This window comes from Glaciibacter sp. 2TAF33, assembly GCF_052114945.1.
In the GTDB taxonomy this organism is placed as follows: Bacteria; Actinomycetota; Actinomycetes; order Actinomycetales; family Microbacteriaceae; genus Cryobacterium.
In genome coordinates this window covers 16,345-32,209 of sequence record NZ_JBFRFS010000012.1, presented here as the reverse complement: position 1 = coordinate 32,209, position 15,865 = coordinate 16,345, and the positions used below count along the sequence as shown (strand labels likewise).

Annotated in this window: 16 protein-coding genes, 1 tRNA gene and 1 pseudogene; 10 read left to right on the top strand and 8 right to left on the bottom strand. The window is 67.4% G+C overall.

The window, feature by feature from the left end:
- Positions 1–5: 5 nt before the first annotated feature.
- Entirely contained in the window at positions 6–890 is an 885-nt protein-coding gene (locus AB4Y94_RS13645; protein ID WP_441728381.1) for a PP2C family protein-serine/threonine phosphatase, read from the bottom strand.
- Between the two features lie 105 nt (positions 891–995).
- Positions 996–2,024, bottom strand: coding sequence for a TerC/Alx family metal homeostasis membrane protein (locus tag AB4Y94_RS13640; protein WP_441728380.1), 1,029 nt, complete (start codon positions 2,022–2,024; stop codon positions 996–998).
- Positions 2,025–2,270: 246 nt separating this feature from the next.
- Between AB4Y94_RS13640 and tdh the strand changes: the two genes are divergently transcribed.
- Entirely contained in the window at positions 2,271–3,359 is a 1,089-nt protein-coding gene (gene tdh, locus AB4Y94_RS13635) for an L-threonine 3-dehydrogenase (protein WP_441728379.1), read from the top strand.
- 7 nt (positions 3,360–3,366) lie between these two features.
- The gene (locus AB4Y94_RS13630) at positions 3,367–4,542 is read left to right on the top strand and encodes a glycine C-acetyltransferase (protein WP_441728378.1); all 1,176 of its coding nucleotides are present in this window, start codon (positions 3,367–3,369) and stop codon (positions 4,540–4,542) included.
- 51 nt (positions 4,543–4,593) lie between these two features.
- Here the strand turns inward: AB4Y94_RS13630 and AB4Y94_RS13625 are convergent.
- Positions 4,594–4,669, bottom strand: a tRNA-Glu gene (locus tag AB4Y94_RS13625).
- 69 nt (positions 4,670–4,738) lie between these two features.
- Positions 4,739–5,638, bottom strand: a complete 900-nt coding sequence (locus tag AB4Y94_RS13620; protein WP_441728377.1) for a diacylglycerol/lipid kinase family protein — start codon at positions 5,636–5,638, stop codon at positions 4,739–4,741.
- An 86-nt stretch (positions 5,639–5,724) separates the two neighbouring features.
- Between AB4Y94_RS13620 and AB4Y94_RS13615 the strand changes: the two genes are divergently transcribed.
- Together AB4Y94_RS13615 and AB4Y94_RS13610 are read left to right on the top strand one after the other, a co-directional pair.
- Positions 5,725–6,363 carry an MBL fold metallo-hydrolase gene (locus tag AB4Y94_RS13615; RefSeq protein WP_441728375.1) on the top strand — a complete coding sequence of 213 codons (639 nt, stop codon included), beginning with the start codon at positions 5,725–5,727 and terminating at the stop codon, positions 6,361–6,363.
- Between the two features lie 42 nt (positions 6,364–6,405).
- Entirely contained in the window at positions 6,406–6,597 is a 192-nt protein-coding gene (locus tag AB4Y94_RS13610) for a DUF1918 domain-containing protein (RefSeq protein ID WP_441728374.1), read from the top strand.
- Between the two features lie 12 nt (positions 6,598–6,609).
- On the opposite strand, the gene AB4Y94_RS13605 is transcribed toward AB4Y94_RS13610, so the two are convergent.
- Complete coding sequence (locus AB4Y94_RS13605; RefSeq protein ID WP_441728372.1) at positions 6,610–7,167, bottom strand: hypothetical protein; 558 nt, start codon at positions 7,165–7,167, stop codon at positions 6,610–6,612.
- A 17-nt stretch (positions 7,168–7,184) separates the two neighbouring features.
- Between AB4Y94_RS13605 and AB4Y94_RS13600 the strand changes: the two genes are divergently transcribed.
- The 3 genes from AB4Y94_RS13600 to AB4Y94_RS13590 all read left to right on the top strand — a co-directional run bounded on the left by AB4Y94_RS13600 (position 7,185) and on the right by AB4Y94_RS13590 (position 9,630).
- Positions 7,185–7,451, top strand: a complete 267-nt coding sequence (locus AB4Y94_RS13600) for a hypothetical protein (protein WP_441728371.1) — start codon at positions 7,185–7,187, stop codon at positions 7,449–7,451.
- A gap of 136 nt (positions 7,452–7,587) precedes the next feature.
- The gene (locus AB4Y94_RS13595) at positions 7,588–9,105 is read left to right on the top strand and encodes a DUF4389 domain-containing protein (RefSeq protein ID WP_441728370.1); all 1,518 of its coding nucleotides are present in this window, start codon (positions 7,588–7,590) and stop codon (positions 9,103–9,105) included.
- A gap of 234 nt (positions 9,106–9,339) precedes the next feature.
- Positions 9,340–9,630, top strand: coding sequence for a DUF5652 family protein (locus AB4Y94_RS13590; RefSeq protein WP_441728369.1), 291 nt, complete (start codon positions 9,340–9,342; stop codon positions 9,628–9,630).
- 6 nt (positions 9,631–9,636) lie between these two features.
- Here the strand turns inward: AB4Y94_RS13590 and AB4Y94_RS13585 are convergent, their stop codons facing one another.
- Positions 9,637–10,485 carry a CPBP family intramembrane glutamic endopeptidase gene (locus tag AB4Y94_RS13585; protein ID WP_441728368.1) on the bottom strand — a complete coding sequence of 283 codons (849 nt, stop codon included), beginning with the start codon at positions 10,483–10,485 and terminating at the stop codon, positions 9,637–9,639.
- Between the two features lie 233 nt (positions 10,486–10,718).
- On the opposite strand from AB4Y94_RS13585, the gene AB4Y94_RS13580 reads away from it, so the two are divergent.
- The 3 genes and pseudogenes from AB4Y94_RS13580 (at position 10,719) to AB4Y94_RS13570 (ending at position 11,962) form a co-directional block, all read left to right on the top strand.
- A complete protein-coding gene (locus tag AB4Y94_RS13580; RefSeq protein ID WP_441728367.1) occupies positions 10,719–10,958 on the top strand; it encodes a BON domain-containing protein in 240 nt (79 codons plus the stop codon).
- Positions 10,936–11,313, top strand: a pseudogene (locus AB4Y94_RS13575) (wax ester/triacylglycerol synthase domain-containing protein); the annotation flags it as partial. The gene AB4Y94_RS13580 and the pseudogene AB4Y94_RS13575, both read left to right, overlap by 23 nt.
- A gap of 91 nt (positions 11,314–11,404) precedes the next feature.
- Positions 11,405–11,962, top strand: a complete 558-nt coding sequence (locus AB4Y94_RS13570; RefSeq protein ID WP_441728366.1) for a WS/DGAT domain-containing protein — start codon at positions 11,405–11,407, stop codon at positions 11,960–11,962.
- Between the two features lie 51 nt (positions 11,963–12,013).
- Here the strand turns inward: AB4Y94_RS13570 and mgtA are convergent, their stop codons facing one another.
- The gene (gene mgtA / locus AB4Y94_RS13565) at positions 12,014–14,758 is read right to left on the bottom strand and encodes a magnesium-translocating P-type ATPase (RefSeq protein ID WP_441728365.1); all 2,745 of its coding nucleotides are present in this window, start codon (positions 14,756–14,758) and stop codon (positions 12,014–12,016) included.
- 42 nt (positions 14,759–14,800) lie between these two features.
- A complete protein-coding gene (locus AB4Y94_RS13560) occupies positions 14,801–15,859 on the bottom strand; it encodes a zinc-dependent alcohol dehydrogenase family protein (protein ID WP_441728364.1) in 1,059 nt (352 codons plus the stop codon).
- Positions 15,860–15,865 lie beyond the last annotated feature (6 nt).

The following is a 15,865-nucleotide window of genomic DNA, read 5'->3' as shown; positions in this document are numbered from 1 at the left end:
CCCCCTTACTCCCTCGGCCTGGTGTCTTCGAGGTGCTCGTGCCCGCTGTCTCCGCGGTCACGGGTGTTCTCGGACTGGTGCTCTGGCTCACCCAGGCGCGACTCGAGAAAGACCACGCTCACGTTGTCCCTGCCGCCACGGGCCAGGGCCGCGTCAACCAGGGCGTCGGCGATCGTAGCGCTGCCGTCTTCGCCGGTGTGGGCCGCGCCGTCGTGCGCCGCGAGGAGCCGGGCGATGTCCGCGGCGCTGAGTTCTTTGGTCAGGCCGTCGGAGCAGATCAAGAAGGCATGGCGGCCGGCCGCGGGAATCAGCCAGACGTCGGCGTCGACGAACTCGTCGGCACCGATCGCCCGGGTGATGACATTCCGCTCGGGGTGGTGTTCGGCGTCGAGGGTCGTGATCAGGCCCGCGTCGACCATCTCCTGCACCGCGGAATGGTCGACGCTGAGCTGCTCGAGGGCGCGGCCGTCCCAGGTGTAGACGCGGGAGTCGCCGATGTTGAAGGCCATCCAGTGAAAACCGATATCGGCACCGGCGTCGACGAAGGCGACGCCGGCCAGGGTGGTGCCGGAGACCATGGTCCCGTAGTCATCGGCGGCGCTGAGGTCACGCACCGCATCGTTGGACGAGTGGATGGCGTCGAGGATGCGTTCCGGCGTCGAGGGCGCGTCGGGTTCGATGTGTTCGGTGAAGACGCGGATCACCGTCTGGCTGGCCACGTCGCCGCGCGCGTGGCCGCCCATGCCGTCCGCCACGAGGTACACCGGCGACTGGGCCAGGACGCTGTCCTCGTTGACCTTGCGAACGGCGCCCACATCGCTGCGGGAGCTGAACGCGAGCCGAACGGTCGTTGCTGGGAGCCGGATTTCGCTCTCGCCGTTGACCGCCACGCGTACCCCACTGTCTGTGTACCGGCCCCGGACCGGGGCCTCGGCCCCGTTTCGAGGGCATCGGTCTCCCACCGTACCAATTCCGGGGACCATTCCCGGTACGGACTACTCCCCGACCCGCTCCGGGATCTCGTCGGCGAGGCTGTGGCCGCGCGTGCGGGCGTCCCGGCGGGCCTTGATCAGGCTCGCGATCGTGGCAACGGCCATGGAGGCGATGATCACGGCCAGCGACGTCCAGGTGTCGATTTCCGGCGCCCATTCGATGCCGTTGCCGCCGTTGATGAAGAACACCTCATTGGTGTGGAGCGCGTGCAGCACCAGTTTGACGCCGATGAAGGCGAGGATGAAGGCGATCCCGTACTTGAGGTATTCGAGGCGTTCCAGCAGGCCGCCGAGGAGGAAGTACAGCTGGCGGAGGCCCATCAGCGCGAAGATGTTGGCCGTGAAGACGATGAACGGGCTGGTGGTGATGCCGAAGATCGCCGGGATGGAGTCGAGCGCGAAGATCAGGTCGGTGGTTCCGATCGCGATGAACACGATCAGCATCGGCGTGAACACCTTCTTGCCGTCGATGAGGGTGCGGAGCTTGGAGCCGTCGAAGGCGCTGGAGATCCGCATGTGCCGGCGGAGGTAGCGGATGACCGCGTTCTCCGCGTCCCCGTCCTCTGCCTCCTCCTTCGAGACCGCCTGGTGCACGGCGGTGTAGAGCAGGAACGCGCCGAAGATGTAGAAGATCCAGCTGAAGTTCTCGATCAGCTGCGCGCCGAGCAGGATGAAGATGCCTCGCAGCACCAGCGCGATGATGATGCCCACCATCAGCACCTCCTGCTGGTACTTCCGGGGCACGGAGAACCTGGCCATGATGATGACGAAGACGAACAGGTTGTCAATGCTCAGGCTGTACTCGGTCAGCCATCCGGCCAGGAACTGGCCGGCGTGCTCGCCGTCGGCCAGCAGCAGCATCAGGAGCGCGAAGATCAGCGCGAGGCTGACGTAGAACACCACCCAGAGGGTGGCTTCCTTGATCGACGGCACGTGAGGGCGCTTGAACACGATCAGCAGGTCCGCGAGCAGGACCAGGCTCAGCACGACCAGGGAGCCGATTTCGAACGGGAGTGGGAGAGCGAGTTCCATGGGAACCTTTCACTGGGGGTGACCGTGGGCAGCGCACTGCCCGAAAGTCTTTCCCACGTCGGCCGCGGCCGGCGCCATCGTGCCGGGACCTGCGACGGCGCGGTCCGTATTGACGTACACGATGAGGGACCTGTCTAACGGTCCGGCGGGATACTCCCCTTCACTGCCCATACTCTACCCGAACTCAGCGCCTACAATCGGTGGGGCGCCACAAGCGCAGTTCAACGACGAACGAAAGGCAACCCCTTGCTCGCATTGTTCAAACCCTCCGCCGCACCGGGACTCGAGCTGGATGAACGGCCGGAGCCGGAGCCCGGCCCGCGGGATGTCAAGATCAAGGTGCTGCGCACCGGAGTCTGCGGCACCGACCTCCACATTGAGGCGTGGGACGCGTGGGCGGCGAGCACGATCAACCCGCCGATCATCCCCGGCCACGAGTTCTACGGGGAAGTCGTCGAGATCGGCTCCCAGGTGGCCGATGTCCAGGTGGGGGCGATGGTGTCCGGCGAAGGCCACATCGTCTGCGGAACCTGCCGCAACTGCCGTGCCGGCCGCCGGCAGATGTGCATCCGCACCCTCGGCGTCGGCGTCAACCGCGATGGCGCGTTCGCCGAATACGTCGTGATCCCGGAGTCCAACGTCTGGGTGCACCACGAGCACATCGACCCCGAACTCGGCGCCATCTTCGACCCGTTCGGCAACGCCGTGCACACCGCCCTCAGCTTCCCGCTGGTCGGCGAGGACGTGCTGATCACCGGTGCGGGTCCGATCGGGCTGATGGCGGCGGCCGTGGCCCGGCACGTCGGGGCACGCTTCATCGTGGTGACGGATGTCTCAGCGCCGCGCCTGGCGCTGGCGGGAGCGATGGGAGCCGACCTCACGGTGAACGTCGCCGGCTCACGGATCATCGACGCACAGCGCCGGCTCGGCATGCGGGAGGGGTTCGACGTCGGCTTCGAGATGTCCGGGCACCCCGGCGCGCTGCCCGAGATGATCGCGAACCTCAATCACGGTGGCCGGGTCGCCATGCTCGGGCTGCCGAGCGAGCCGATCGACGTCGATTGGGCGAAAGTGGTCACCCACATGATCACGATCAAGGGCATCTACGGACGCGAGATGTTCGAGACCTGGGTCGCGATGAGCGCGATGCTGCACACCAGCGCGTGGCTCCGCGCGGCGCTGTCGTCTGTCATCACCGACCGATTCCCGGCCGAGCGCTGGCAGGAAGGCTTCGACGCCGCCAGGGCCGCGACCGGCGGCAAGGTCGTGCTCGACTGGAGCGCGATCTCCCCGGCGCCACACCTGGCATCCGCCTCAACCGCCGCGACCTCGTAGGAGCACCATGTACGGCACCATGAAAGCCCAATTGCAGGCGACCCTCGATGAGATCCGCGCGGCCGGCCTGTACAAGAACGAACGCGAACTGGGTTCGGCCCAGTCGGCGCACATCACGGCCGGCGGCGCCGAGGTGTTGAACTTCTGCGCCAACAACTACCTGGGCCTGGCTGACCACCCCGACATCGTCTCCGCGGCGCAGCGGGCCATGGACCAGTGGGGCTTCGGCCTGGCGAGCGTGCGCTTCATCTGCGGCACCCAGGAGTTGCACACGCAACTCGAGCGGCGGGTCTCCGAGTTCCTCGGGACCGAGGACACCATCCTGTTCTCCTCCTGCTTCGACGCCAACGGCGGTGTGTTCGAGACCCTGTTCGGCGCCGAGGACGCGATCATCTCCGACGAGCTGAACCACGCGTCGATCATCGACGGCATCCGGTTGTGCAAGGCGCAGCGGTTCCGGTACCGGAACCGGGACCTCGCGGATCTGGAAGCCCAGCTCGTGCTCACAGCCGGCGCCCGGCAGCGGCTGATCGTCACCGACGGGGTCTTCTCGATGGATGGCTACCTGGCGCCGCTGCAGGAGATCTGCGACCTCGCTGACCGCCACAACGCGCTGGTCATGGTGGACGATTCCCACGCCGTGGGGTTCATCGGCGAGCACGGTCGCGGTACGCCGGAGCTGGCCGGGGTGGAGGGGCGCGTCGACTTCGTGACCGGCACCTTCGGCAAGGCGCTCGGCGGCGCGTCCGGCGGGTACGTGAGCGGCCACGCCGAGGTCGTTGCACTCCTTCGCCAGCGGGCGCGGCCGTACCTGTTCTCGAATACCGTCGCCCCGGCGGTCGTGGCGGGAACGCTTGCCGCCCTCGACCTCATCGCCGGCAGCGGCGAGGCGCGCATCCGCTTGCAGGAAAATGCCGCCCTGTTCCGCGCCCGCATGACCGACGAGGGTTTCGAACTGCTTCCGGGGATACACCCGATCGTGCCGGTCATGTTCGGGGACGCGGCAGTGGCGGCCGGCGTCGCCGAGCGGATGCTGGCGGAGGGCGTCTACGTCACCGCGTTCAGCTATCCAGTGGTCCCGATGGGCACGGCGCGCATCCGGGTGCAACTGTCGGCGGCGCATTCGGCGGAGGACGTGGAGGCGTGCGTGAAGGCGTTCGTCGCCGCCCGGCCCGCGGGCTGACAGCCCGCCGCATGCAAAAAGCCCTCCCGCACAGTGCGGGAGAGCTTTGCCTGGTGACCCCAGCGGGATTCGAACCCGCGTTACCGCCGTGAGAGGGCGATGTCCTAGGCCGCTAAACGATGGGGCCGTTTTTGCAACTTATCGAGTATGCCACACGCGAGACAGCGCATCCAAACTGAGCCACCGGCCCGGCGTTTCACGCGTGGATCAGGAGCGCTCCCGGCACGACCTCGATGTCCACCGGGAGCGGGCCGACGCGCTCGCCGTCGGCGTACGCGACGGCGTCATCCGCTTCGATGCGAACGGTCCGGCACCGGCTGAGTTCGACCTGCGGCAGGCTCGTATGCGTTCCGGAGAATACTTTCGGGAAGACCCGGAGAAGTCCCAGTCGTGACAGGGGCGACACGATGAAGAGGTCGAGCAGGCCGTCGTCGAGCACGGCGTCGGGTGCGATCATCATCCCGCCGCCGAGCGACACGTTGTTGGCGACGGAGATGAGCATCGCCTCGGTGGCGCGTTCGACCCCGTCGACGGTGATCCGGTAGCTGATCGGGCGGAACGTCGCAAGCTCCCGCAGGATGGCCAGCGTGTAGCGGCTCTTGCCCCGCGGCCACGACATGTGGTTCGCCCGCTCATTGACGACGGCGTCGAAACCCGCGGACAGCACGCCGGCATACCAGGTGGTGAGCTTGCCGTGCCGCACCCGCGCGGCATCGATCGGGCGGGGTGGCCGGGTGATGGCGTCGAGGAGGTGGGCGATCGACGTCTCGGTGTTCTCGATCGGGATTCCGAGGCCGCGTGCCATGTCGTTTCCCGTGCCGCACGCGACGATGGCCATCGGCAGTTTCGTTCCGGCGACGATGTTGGTGCCCAGGCTGATCATGCCATCGCCGCCGACGACGACCAGGAGGTCGATGCCCGCGGCGACTTCGGCTTCGACGTCGCGGCGCAGCAGCGCGATGTTCGGTTCGCTGAGCGCCGCAACAGAATGCCCGGCCGCGCGCAAGGCGGCCGCCACCCGGGGGCCGACGTCACGCCGGCCCCCGAAGGACGCGAACGGATTGACGGCAACGGCGATGCGCAGGATGGGGGTCACACTGCCGAGTATGCCGGATGCCGGCGGCGGCGCCGAAAAGGGCACGGTGTTGCACCGGGGCATCGATTGGGTATTAGCTCAGGGGCATGAAGCTCACCAAGATGGAACATTCCGCACTGCTCGTCGAACTCGGAGGCCAGAAGCTCTTCGTCGACCCTGGCTCGTTCACGACCGCGCTCACGGAGACGGCCGGCACGGTCGCCGTCGTGATCACACACGAGCACGCCGACCACTGGACGCCAGAGCAGCTGGACCGGGTGCTGGAGATGAGCCCATCCGTCACGATCTACGGCCCGGCCGGCGTGGCTGCCGCGGCCGCCGACTACGACATCACCGTGGTCAAGCCCGGCGACACAGTCGAGGCTGGTCCCTTCACCCTGCGCTTCTTCGGCGGCATCCACGCCGTCATCCACCCGTCGATCCCGGTGGTCGACAACATCGGCGTCCTGATCAACGACGACCTCTATTACGCCGGCGATTCCTTCGTCGTCCCGGAGGGCGTCGACGTGGGAACTCTGGCGGTACCGGCGGGAGCCCCGTGGCTGAAGATCAGCGAGGTCATCGACTATGTTCTCGCCGTGAAGCCCAAGCGGAGTTTCCCGGTGCACGAGATGCTGCTCTCGCGCGCCGGGAAGGACATGTCGAACGGACGGATCCGCAGCGCTACCGAGCAGGGCGGCGGCGAATTCTTCCCGCTCGAGCCACACGAATCACTCGACCTGTAGCGAACGACCGGCGTAGTATCTGCGGCATGGAGGTGGTGGATCATGCAGGCAAACGTCGGTGAGCGGATCGTCATCCGCGGCAAGACGGTCGAGTCCCCCGATCGACACGGTCAGATCCTCGAAGTGCGCGGGGCCGAAGGCGCACCGCCATACTTCGTGCGTTTCGACGACGGGCACGAGGCCTTGGTCTACCCCGGCCGCGACAGCGTGATCGAACACGCCCAGAGCGGTTGAACCCAGGGTGGGTCAGCCGCCCGTCAGCCAGCGGTTGATGGACTCGATCAGGATGACGACGTTGGCCGCCGCGAACAGCAGCAAGCCGCCCTGCCAGATGTTGTAGCTCGGCTTACTCATCAGCCAGGTGTACTTCGGGCTCTCCAGCACGTAGCCCTCCCTGGCGTATGCCGTGCCCAGTGGCGGGGGCGTGGCATATTTCCACGCCCACGACTGCACGCTGAGCGGTTCGATGCCGAGGCGACCTTCGAGTTCGATCAGCTTGGCCTTCTCGACGAGTTCGAGGAACCGGTGTCGCGCCAGAAGGTGCATCGACATCACGGTCACCATGAGGCCGAGCACGGATGCAATGGCCCCCTTCCAGGCGCTCACTTGCGGACCAAGGGCGATCGTCATCAGGAAGGCTTGCGCGGTGAGCGCGAGCGCCGGCGTCTGCCAGAGCATCTGGTCGTGGGCGAGGAACCGCGCGGTGAGCTGGTCGTATGCGAACCTGTCGCGGTCATCGCCGGGCCCGACGGCGGGCGTCGATACCGAATCCTGACCGCTGCTGGCAGCGTGCGCGCCCGACATGGTCGCAGACTACCGTGGTGCCCCCTGGTGCGCAATCATCCCGGCTGAGCGTCAGGGTACTGGTGGGGCTGGGCGTGCCGCGCGAGTACCTCGCTGGAACCCCGTTCACGACCTTCGTGGTGCCAGGCCTCATCCTCGGGATTGTGGTCGGCGGGACGCAACTGGCGGCATCCGTCGCACTCCTCACCCGGCGGTCCTGGGCAGCGCGGATGAGTGCTGTCGCCGGGTTCGGCATGCTGATCTGGATCTTCGCCGAGATGGCGATCATCAACACCTACTCGTGAGACGAGAGCGGCAGGAACCGCGGGTCTTTCGGCCTCTTGCGGCCAGTCGGCGGGGCGAGGATCGTGGTTTATCGCGCACCGTGCTGCGGCACCGTGCGACCAGCAACCCGCGGTCACGACCTGAGGATGATGCGACATGACTACGACCGGATACAACGGAAACAGCCCACTGACCACCGGCCAACCGAGTCGGTTGAAGCCGGGCGGCATCGTCTTGCTGGTCATCGGCACGATACTGGGTCTCGTCGGAACCGGATTGTGCGCCGCGGGCATCGCGTTCACCGTCGCCAGCGCCGCACAACGGGACGACGGCTTCTTCACCTCGCCGACCGAGACGTTCTCGTCGGGATCGTACGCGTTGACGTCGCCGAGCCTCGATGTCGCCGATGGTTTGAAGGCTGCGACCGGGGCGCCGTTCGACATCGCCACCCTCCGGCTGGAAGCGACCTCGAATGATCCGAACCGGGAGGTCTTCATCGGCATCGCACCGCGGACGGATGTCGACGCCTATCTGTCGCGGGTGCATCACAGCGAGATCTGGAATGTGCGGCTTTCTCCCTTCAACGTGGAGTACCGCGATGTCGCCGGCACCCAGAGCCCGGGGGACCCCGCCGCCGAAGGGTTCTGGACCGAGTCGGCCACCGGGACGGGGACCCAGCATGTCGACTGGACCGTGCGTTCGGGCAGCTGGTCTGTTGTCGTGATGAACGCCGACGCCAGCCCGGGGGCGACGGTTGACCTCGCAGCGGGCGTGCACAGCGGCCTGGTCCTGCCCCTGGCGATTGGACTGCTGGTCAGCGGCGCCGTGATGTTCATCGTGGGCGTCGCCCTCACCGTGATGGGTGCCGCCATACTCGGACGGCAACTCGAACCCCTCGAGCCTCCCGCAGGAGGCGCGGCGGGCGGCGCAGCCCTCCAGCCGGTGTACCCGGTGCGACTCACCGGGCATCTGGACTCCCCGTTGTCGCGGGGGCTGTGGATCGTGAAATGGCTTCTGGGCATCCCCCACTTCTTGCTCCTGGCGTTCCTCTGGTTCGCCTTTGTCGCGGTCACGATCATCGCCGGCTTCGCCATCCTCTTCACCGGCCGGTACCCGCGCTCGTTGTTCTGGTTCAACGTCGGTGTACTCCGCTGGAACTGGCGGGTGTCGTTCTACGCCTACTCCGCGCTCGGCACGGACCGCTATCCCCCGTTCACGCTGGCCAGGACGGACTACCCGGCCGATTTCGACGTCCACTATCCCGAGCGGCTCTCCCACGGGTTGGTGCTGGTGAAGTGGTGGCTCCTGGCCATCCCGCACCTGGTGATCGTGGCGATTCTGGGCGGTGGCGCCTGGTGGTGGTGGAGTTGGACCGGACAGCCCTGGTTCGGGCAGTCGTGGGCGGGGGTGTCCGGCATCAACAACGGATGGGGTTCGGGTGTTTCGCTGCTGGGTCTCCTGGTCTTCATCACCGGGGTCATCCTCTTGTTCAGCGGGCGCTACCAGCATCCGCTGTTCAACCTCATCATGGGCATCAACCGCTGGGTGTACCGCGTGATCGCGTACACGGCGCTGATGCGGGACGAGTACCCGCCGTTCCGTCTGGACCAGGGGCCGGCCGAGCCCGACCAGACGGAACCGGGCAGCGGGCCGGCCGCAGGAGCGCACGGATAAACCGTGGCGCCCCGGTTGCCCTCATGCAGCTCGTCCTGAGAGATTCATGTCCCGCGGTCACCGCGGCGGACGTCGGTATCGCGATGTGCGCGAAGGGCGCGACGGCGGCCAGCGAATCGGCGGACGCGGTCCTGGCCGCCCTGCGCGCTGTGGGAGGCCGGCGCGAACATCCGACCCATGCCGTGGCAGAGTGAAATTCGACGGCCTGACCGAAAACAGAGAGAAGGAAATGACATGAAACAGCATCACGGGGCCAAAGCAGCTGCTCCAACTCATGTGCGGGGACTCATCGTCGCGCTCGTGGCGTGGAACCTCGCCTGGAAGGGCGCTTCGCTGTGGCGTGCAGTGAAAGACGACAGGAAGCCCTGGTTCGTCACTCTGCTCATCTCGAACACGCTCGGAATCCTCGACGCCATCTACCTCTTCGGGGTGAGCGGGGCCCGTCGCCGCATGGAACGCGACGAAGAGGCGATCCTCGCCGCGACCGGTGAACCGGCCCAACTCGGGCACTCCCAGGAGACCTGAACGCGCCTATCCGACACCGAACGCCCGGGCACGCGTCCTGCCCGCCAGAATGAGGACGACGACGACCGCTGCCTGCGCCATCACGATGGTGCTGACCGTAGCGGGGAAGGTGGACGGCCCGAGATCGCTGGAGGTGAGGAAGTCGAACCCGCCGTGCCAGAGCACTACCGGCACGATGCTCCATCGTCCGAGCCGGGCGAGCCACCCCAGCCAGAACGACCCTGCGACCAGCGCGACCGCCCACCCGATTGTCGCCCACCCCATCGCGCGGAATTGTATGTTGAACAAGAATTGGGGAAGGTGCCAGACCAGCCACACCCCGGCGACGATGAGCCCGGCAGGGACAAACCCGAAGCGTCCGGTCAGGACTGGCATCAGCCACCCCCGCCATCCCGTCTCCTCACCGAGGCCGAACGTGACGACCCACGTCGCCGCCACCAGGACGGCGGATGCCCCGGGCAACTGGGTCGTCAACCCGACCGAGGTAAGCCTGCCGATCGACCCTGTGGCGACCTCCTCCACCAGGAGTCCCACACCGACGTACAGGACGATCGAGACGAGCACCACGCCGAGCGCCAAGCGGATGCCCCGGAGCGAGAACGTGCGCCGCAGCCAGACCCGGACCCCGTCAGCCGATCGCAGCACGAATGCCGCCATGATGGCTCCGAGCGCCGGCCCCATCGAACCCAGGTAGAAGTACCACGGCATGACAGTCGTCCGTCCGGCGACGGCCAGGGGCAGCCAGACAAGCCAACTGAAGCCGAACGCCACACCCACGAACACGGCGACAGCGCCACCCAGCCGTTTACTCCGCACGGGTGAACTCGGGGCGGAACGGGCCGTTCCAGCCATCATGTGACGCGCCCCCTGGGCCGGTGTTTCCACACCAACCATCTCAGCACACCCGAACCCGGTCGCTAGGGACGAAAGACCCGCAGCACCCGCTTCCCACCAGGTCCGTGACCTTTGGCCCTGGTCACGCCGCCCGGCGAGCGGAATCGTGGACGTATGAGCGCTTCCCGAACCACAGTGCCTGCGTCCCGACACGAGGCACCCTGCATCCTGGTCGGAGTCGACGGAAACAGCTGATGCCGGACAAGAACACACCCGGGTCAAGCCCCGATCGGCGCCTGTGGGCCGACGTGACCGTCGAACTCGCCCGGGATGGCGCAGTGGATGCCTCTGACATCCACGTGGAAGTCGACCGTGGGGTGGTGCGACTCACAGGGATGATCGGGAGCCGGCGTGAGCGCGTCGCAGCGAGCACCGCGACGCTCCGGGTGGTCGGTGTCGCCGCGGTCATCGATGAACTCACGGAGCGAGCATGAATGTGTCCTCATTGCCGGCCTCCTCGGGCCCGGCGGTTTCCTCGAGCCCGACGGTCGCCCCGACCTGGCAGCCCTGCGCGCGGGCGTCCGCGAGCGGATCGCGGCGATTCCCTCCCTGCGTCGCATCCCGGTCGCGGTTGGTCGCCGGCATCGCTGGGTCGAGGTGTCACCTGACCTCGATGTGCACATCCGTCTAGTGGAGCCGGTCGACGGGCTCGGCGGGCTCGAGCGGACGTGCGGCGAGCTGATGACCGTGCCGCTGGCGCTGGACCGTCCACCGTGGGAGCTCCTCGTAGTGCCGGGAGCAAGCGCCGGACAAGTAGGGATCGTCCTGCGCATCCACCATGCGATCGCCGACGGAATGGCCACGGTCGGGGTTGTGGAGCTGCTCTTCGAGCGGGTTGGAGCGGATGCCCGCCTGCTCTCCCGTCGGCCGCGGAGCAACGGTGAACAACGCCTTGCTGGCGTCTGCTGCTGCGGGGTACGTGGCGGCTCTCTCGGCCGCCGGCGAACGGTTTCCCGCCGAGTTGCCGGTCTCGATCCCGGTTGCCCTCCGTCGGCACGGAACGTCGAACAACCAGGTCGGCGTCATGCTCGTGCGGCTGCCCCTGGCCTTACCCGATCCCGACACGCGCCTTCGACTCATCGCGGAGCGCACCCGGGCGGACAAAAGGCGCGCACGCGAGCAGGGCACACTCGAATTCATGCGCGGCCCCCGGGGTGCGCGCTTCATGGACCGCGTCGCCCGCCGGCAGCACGTCGTCGCAGGCTTCATCACTAACGTGCCAGGCTCGCCCGACCTGCTCTGTCTCGCGGGTGCGCTGGTTGTCGCGATCTGGCCGGTCGGGGTGCTCGCTGCGAACGTGCGCCTCGGAACTGCGGCGGTGTCGTATGCCGGCCGGCTGCAGTGCGGCATCCACTTCGACGAGACAACTGTGCCCGGCGCGGTGTTCGCGATCGCGATGAGGGACGAGCTGACGCGCCTGGCCGGGCACCGCGTGTGAGGGGGCACGAATCGACCTTCCGCAGCGTCGGGAAGGTCGATGTGCGACCCCTCACGAACCGAAAGGCCGGGCAGCCCGGGAGGGAGTCGACGCGCGCGACGCACCCGGGCGCCGACGCGGGCGGCCGCCAGGATAGGCTGCCCGTGACCCCGGCGCCAGCACCTTCGCCGGCACCGGCGCAGAGAAACGGGCAGCCCGGCGGCTGATGTGGTGAACGGTACCGCGCGGCGCCCGCGGCACGGCGGGCCGCTGGGCGGCGCGGGAGAAGAACCAGCTCTTCGCGATCTCCACGAGCACCAGGTACGGGACGACCAGCCCCACCAGGGTGAGGAAGAACACGGGCGGCAACGGGTCGAAACCGAGAATCCCGGCCAGCGGCGAGAGCGGCAGGTACACGCCGATGGCCACCACCGCGAGTGACGCAGAGAGCAGCCCGATTGAGGGCCGGCTGCGGAAGAAGGGCACCCGGCGCGTTCTGATCGCGAAGATGATGAGCGTCTGGGTGGCGATCGACTCGATGAACCACCCGGCCCGGAATTCCCCCGGTGCGGCGGTGAACACGACCAGCATCAGCGCGAAGGTGGCGAAGTCGAAGACCGAACTCAGCGGGCCGAACAGCACCATGAACCTGCGGATGAAGGCAATGTCCCAGTGGGACGGCGCACGCAACTGCTCCGTGTCCACGCGGTCGCCCGGGATGGCGAGCTGACCCGCGTCGTAGAGCAGGTTGTTCAGCAGGATCTGGCCGGGCAGCATGGGCAGGAAGCTCAGGAAAGCGGATGCCGCTGCCGCGCTGAACATGTTCCCGAAATTGCTCGAGGTGCCCATCAACACGTATTTGATGGTGTTGGCGAAGATGCGCCGACCCTCCATCACACCGTCGGCCAGCACCGCCAGGTCTTTGTCGAGCAGCACCACATCGGCGGCGTCCTTGGCGATGTCGGTCGCGCTGTTCACCGAGATCCCGATATCCGCCGCGTGGAGGGCGAGGGCGTCGTTCACGCCGTCGCCCAGGAACCCCACCGCACCGCCGCTCTTTCGGAGCAGCTTGATCAGCCGCGCCTTCTGCTCCGGCGCGACCCGCGCGAAGATGCGGGCGGTGTGAGCGGCGACCTCCAGTTCGGAATCGGACAGGGCGTCGATCTCGGCGCCGGTCAGTGTGCCGCCAGGGGTGCCGGCCGGGGCGTCGGCAGGCACCAGTCCGAGGTCCGCGCACACCTTCTCGGCTACCCGCGCGTTGTCGCCGGTGGCGATCTTCACCGTGATGCCGAGGGTCGCCAGCACGTCGAGCGACGCTTTGGCATCGGCCTTGGGCCTGTCCAGGAAGACCAGGAAACCGGCCAGGCCCAGCCCTGTCTCATCCGCTGCCTCGATGCCGGCCAGCCCGGGCGCCGTGCGGGTGGCGACCGCAATGACGCGGGCTCCGGCGTCGTATTGGGCGTCGAGGATGGCCTGTGCGCCGGGCGGGGCGTCGACGCAGCGGGCGAGCACATCTTCGGGAGAGCCCTTGGTGATCAGTCGCGCCGGACCACCGTGCTCACGCACCAGGGCGCTGGTCATGCGCCGCTGGTGGTCGAACGGGATGAGGCTGACCCGTTCGCACCCGGCCGGATTGAACGTGGCCGCCTGACCGGACTCCCAGAGGGCGGTGTCGAGCGGGTTCTGGCCGACGGTGGCACCGGAGTGTTCGGCGTAGTCGCCTTCCGTGGCCAGCAGCCCCAGCCGGAGCAGCTCGCCGGCCGTCACCTCGGTGCCCACCGGCAGCGCAGCTGTGAAGGTGATGTGCCCCTCGGTGAGGGTGCCGGTCTTGTCGGTGACGAGAATGTCCATGTCGCCCAGGTCTTCGATGCAGACCAGCCGTTTCACCAAGACCCTTTTGCGAGCCAGCTGACGGCTGCCGGTGGCGAGGCTCGTACTCACCACCGCGGGCAGCAGTTGCGGGGTGATCCCCACCGCGATCGCCAGTGAGAACAGCAACGATTCCAGGAGCGGCCGGTGCAGCAGCAGGTTGACCACGAAGATCACGGTGGTCAGCGCGAGCGCCACTTCGAGGAGCAGAACCGAGAACCGGCGAAGCCCGGCCTGGAATTGCGTCTCCGGCTGACGCTCACCCAGCCCGAGCGCGATGCGTCCGAATTCAGCGTTGCCGCCGGTGGCCACGACCACGCCGGTGCCGCTGCCGGACTGGATGACGGTGCCCATCAGGATGCAGGAGGCCAGGTCACCCAGCGCGGTGCCGGCCGCGACCGGGTCCGGGTTCTTGCCCACCGGGAGTGATTCGCCGGTGAGGATGCTCTCGTCGGCGAGGAGTTCGTCGCAGTGCAGCAGACGGATGTCGGCCGGAACGATGGCGCCGAGGCCGACCCGCACGATGTCCCCGGGTACCAGCTCCACCACGTCGATCTCGCGCGGGGCGCCGTCACGGATCACGACCACGCGGTGGGTCACCCGCGAGTGCAGCGCCTCCGCGGCACGCTCGGCCCGGAACTCGTTCCAGAACCCAAGCCCCACACTGAAAACCAGGATGATGCCGATAACGGTGGAATTGGTGGCGTCACCGAGGGCGAGTGAGAGTCCTGCGGTGACGAACAGCAGGATCAGGATGGGACTTTTCAGTTGGCGGCCGAGCACGGCCAACGCGCGGGCCTTGTGGGTGCGCAACGCGTTGGGGCCCACCTCGGCCAGCCGCGCGGCGGCATTCGTACTGCTGAGGCCGGTGGGTGCGCAGTTCAGTCCGGCGAGGACCTCGGCGGCCGGAAGCGCGGCGGCGTCGACGAGCCGCGCGCCGTGATCCATGGTCCTGATTATGCGCCCTCCACCCCGCTCTACGTGTGCGGACTAGCTGCGAGTAATCACAACTTTGAGCGCCTTGGTCTCGGCGGCCCGGCCGAATGTGTCGTAGGCGTCGAGCATCTGGTCGAAGGTGAAGTGATGGGTGGCCAGTTTGTCCGCCGGAATCTTCTTCTGCGCCACGAGTTTCAGCAGCATCGGCGTGGTGTTGGCGTTGACCAGCCCCATGCTGATGGTGATGTTCTGGATCCAGAGGGACTCCAGATGCAGTTCCACCGGCTTGCCGTGCACGCCGACGTTGGCGACGTGCCCGCCGGGCCGCACGATCTCGGTGGCCATGGTGAAGGTCTGCGGAATCCCCACCGCCTCGATCGCCACATCCACGCCCGCACCGTCGGTGAGGGCAAGCACCTGCTCTTTCCAGTCAGTGGCCCCGGAGAGCACCGTGTCGGTGGCTCCGAACTCCCGGGCCTGTTCGAGCCGGTTCTGATCGAGATCGATCGCGATGACGGTCGCGGCTCCGTAGAGGCCGGCGGTGGCGATCGCGGCCAGGCCGACCGGACCCGCGCCGATGACGGCGACGACATCGCCGGGCTTGACCTGCCCGTACTGCACACCGATCTCGAAGCCCGTCGGCAAGATGTCGGACAGCATGACAGCTTCGGCGTCTGGCACGCCGTCGGGCAGTTTGTGCAGGCTGTTGTCCGCGTAGGGCACCCGCACGTACTCGGCCTGGGTTCCGTCGATGAGGTGTCCGAAGATCCAGCCTATGCCGGGCTGCCCCTCGTCGCCGAGGCAGTGCGAATAGAGCCCCACGGCGCAGTTGACGCAGTGACCGCACGACTTGATACAGGAGATGATCACCCGGTCTCCGACGGCGAAGTTCGTCACCGAGGTGCCGGTTTCGCTGATGGTTCCGACGCCCTCGTGACCGAGGATGCGCCCGGGTTCGACCGCGGGCACGTCGCCCTTCAGGATGTGCAGGTCGGTGCCACAGATCGTGGTCGTGTCGACCCGCACGATCGCATCCGTTGGATGGGTGATCAGGGGATCGGGGACGTCCGTCCAGGACTTCACTCCCGGTCCGCCGTAAACCAGTGCCTTCATGGTGCG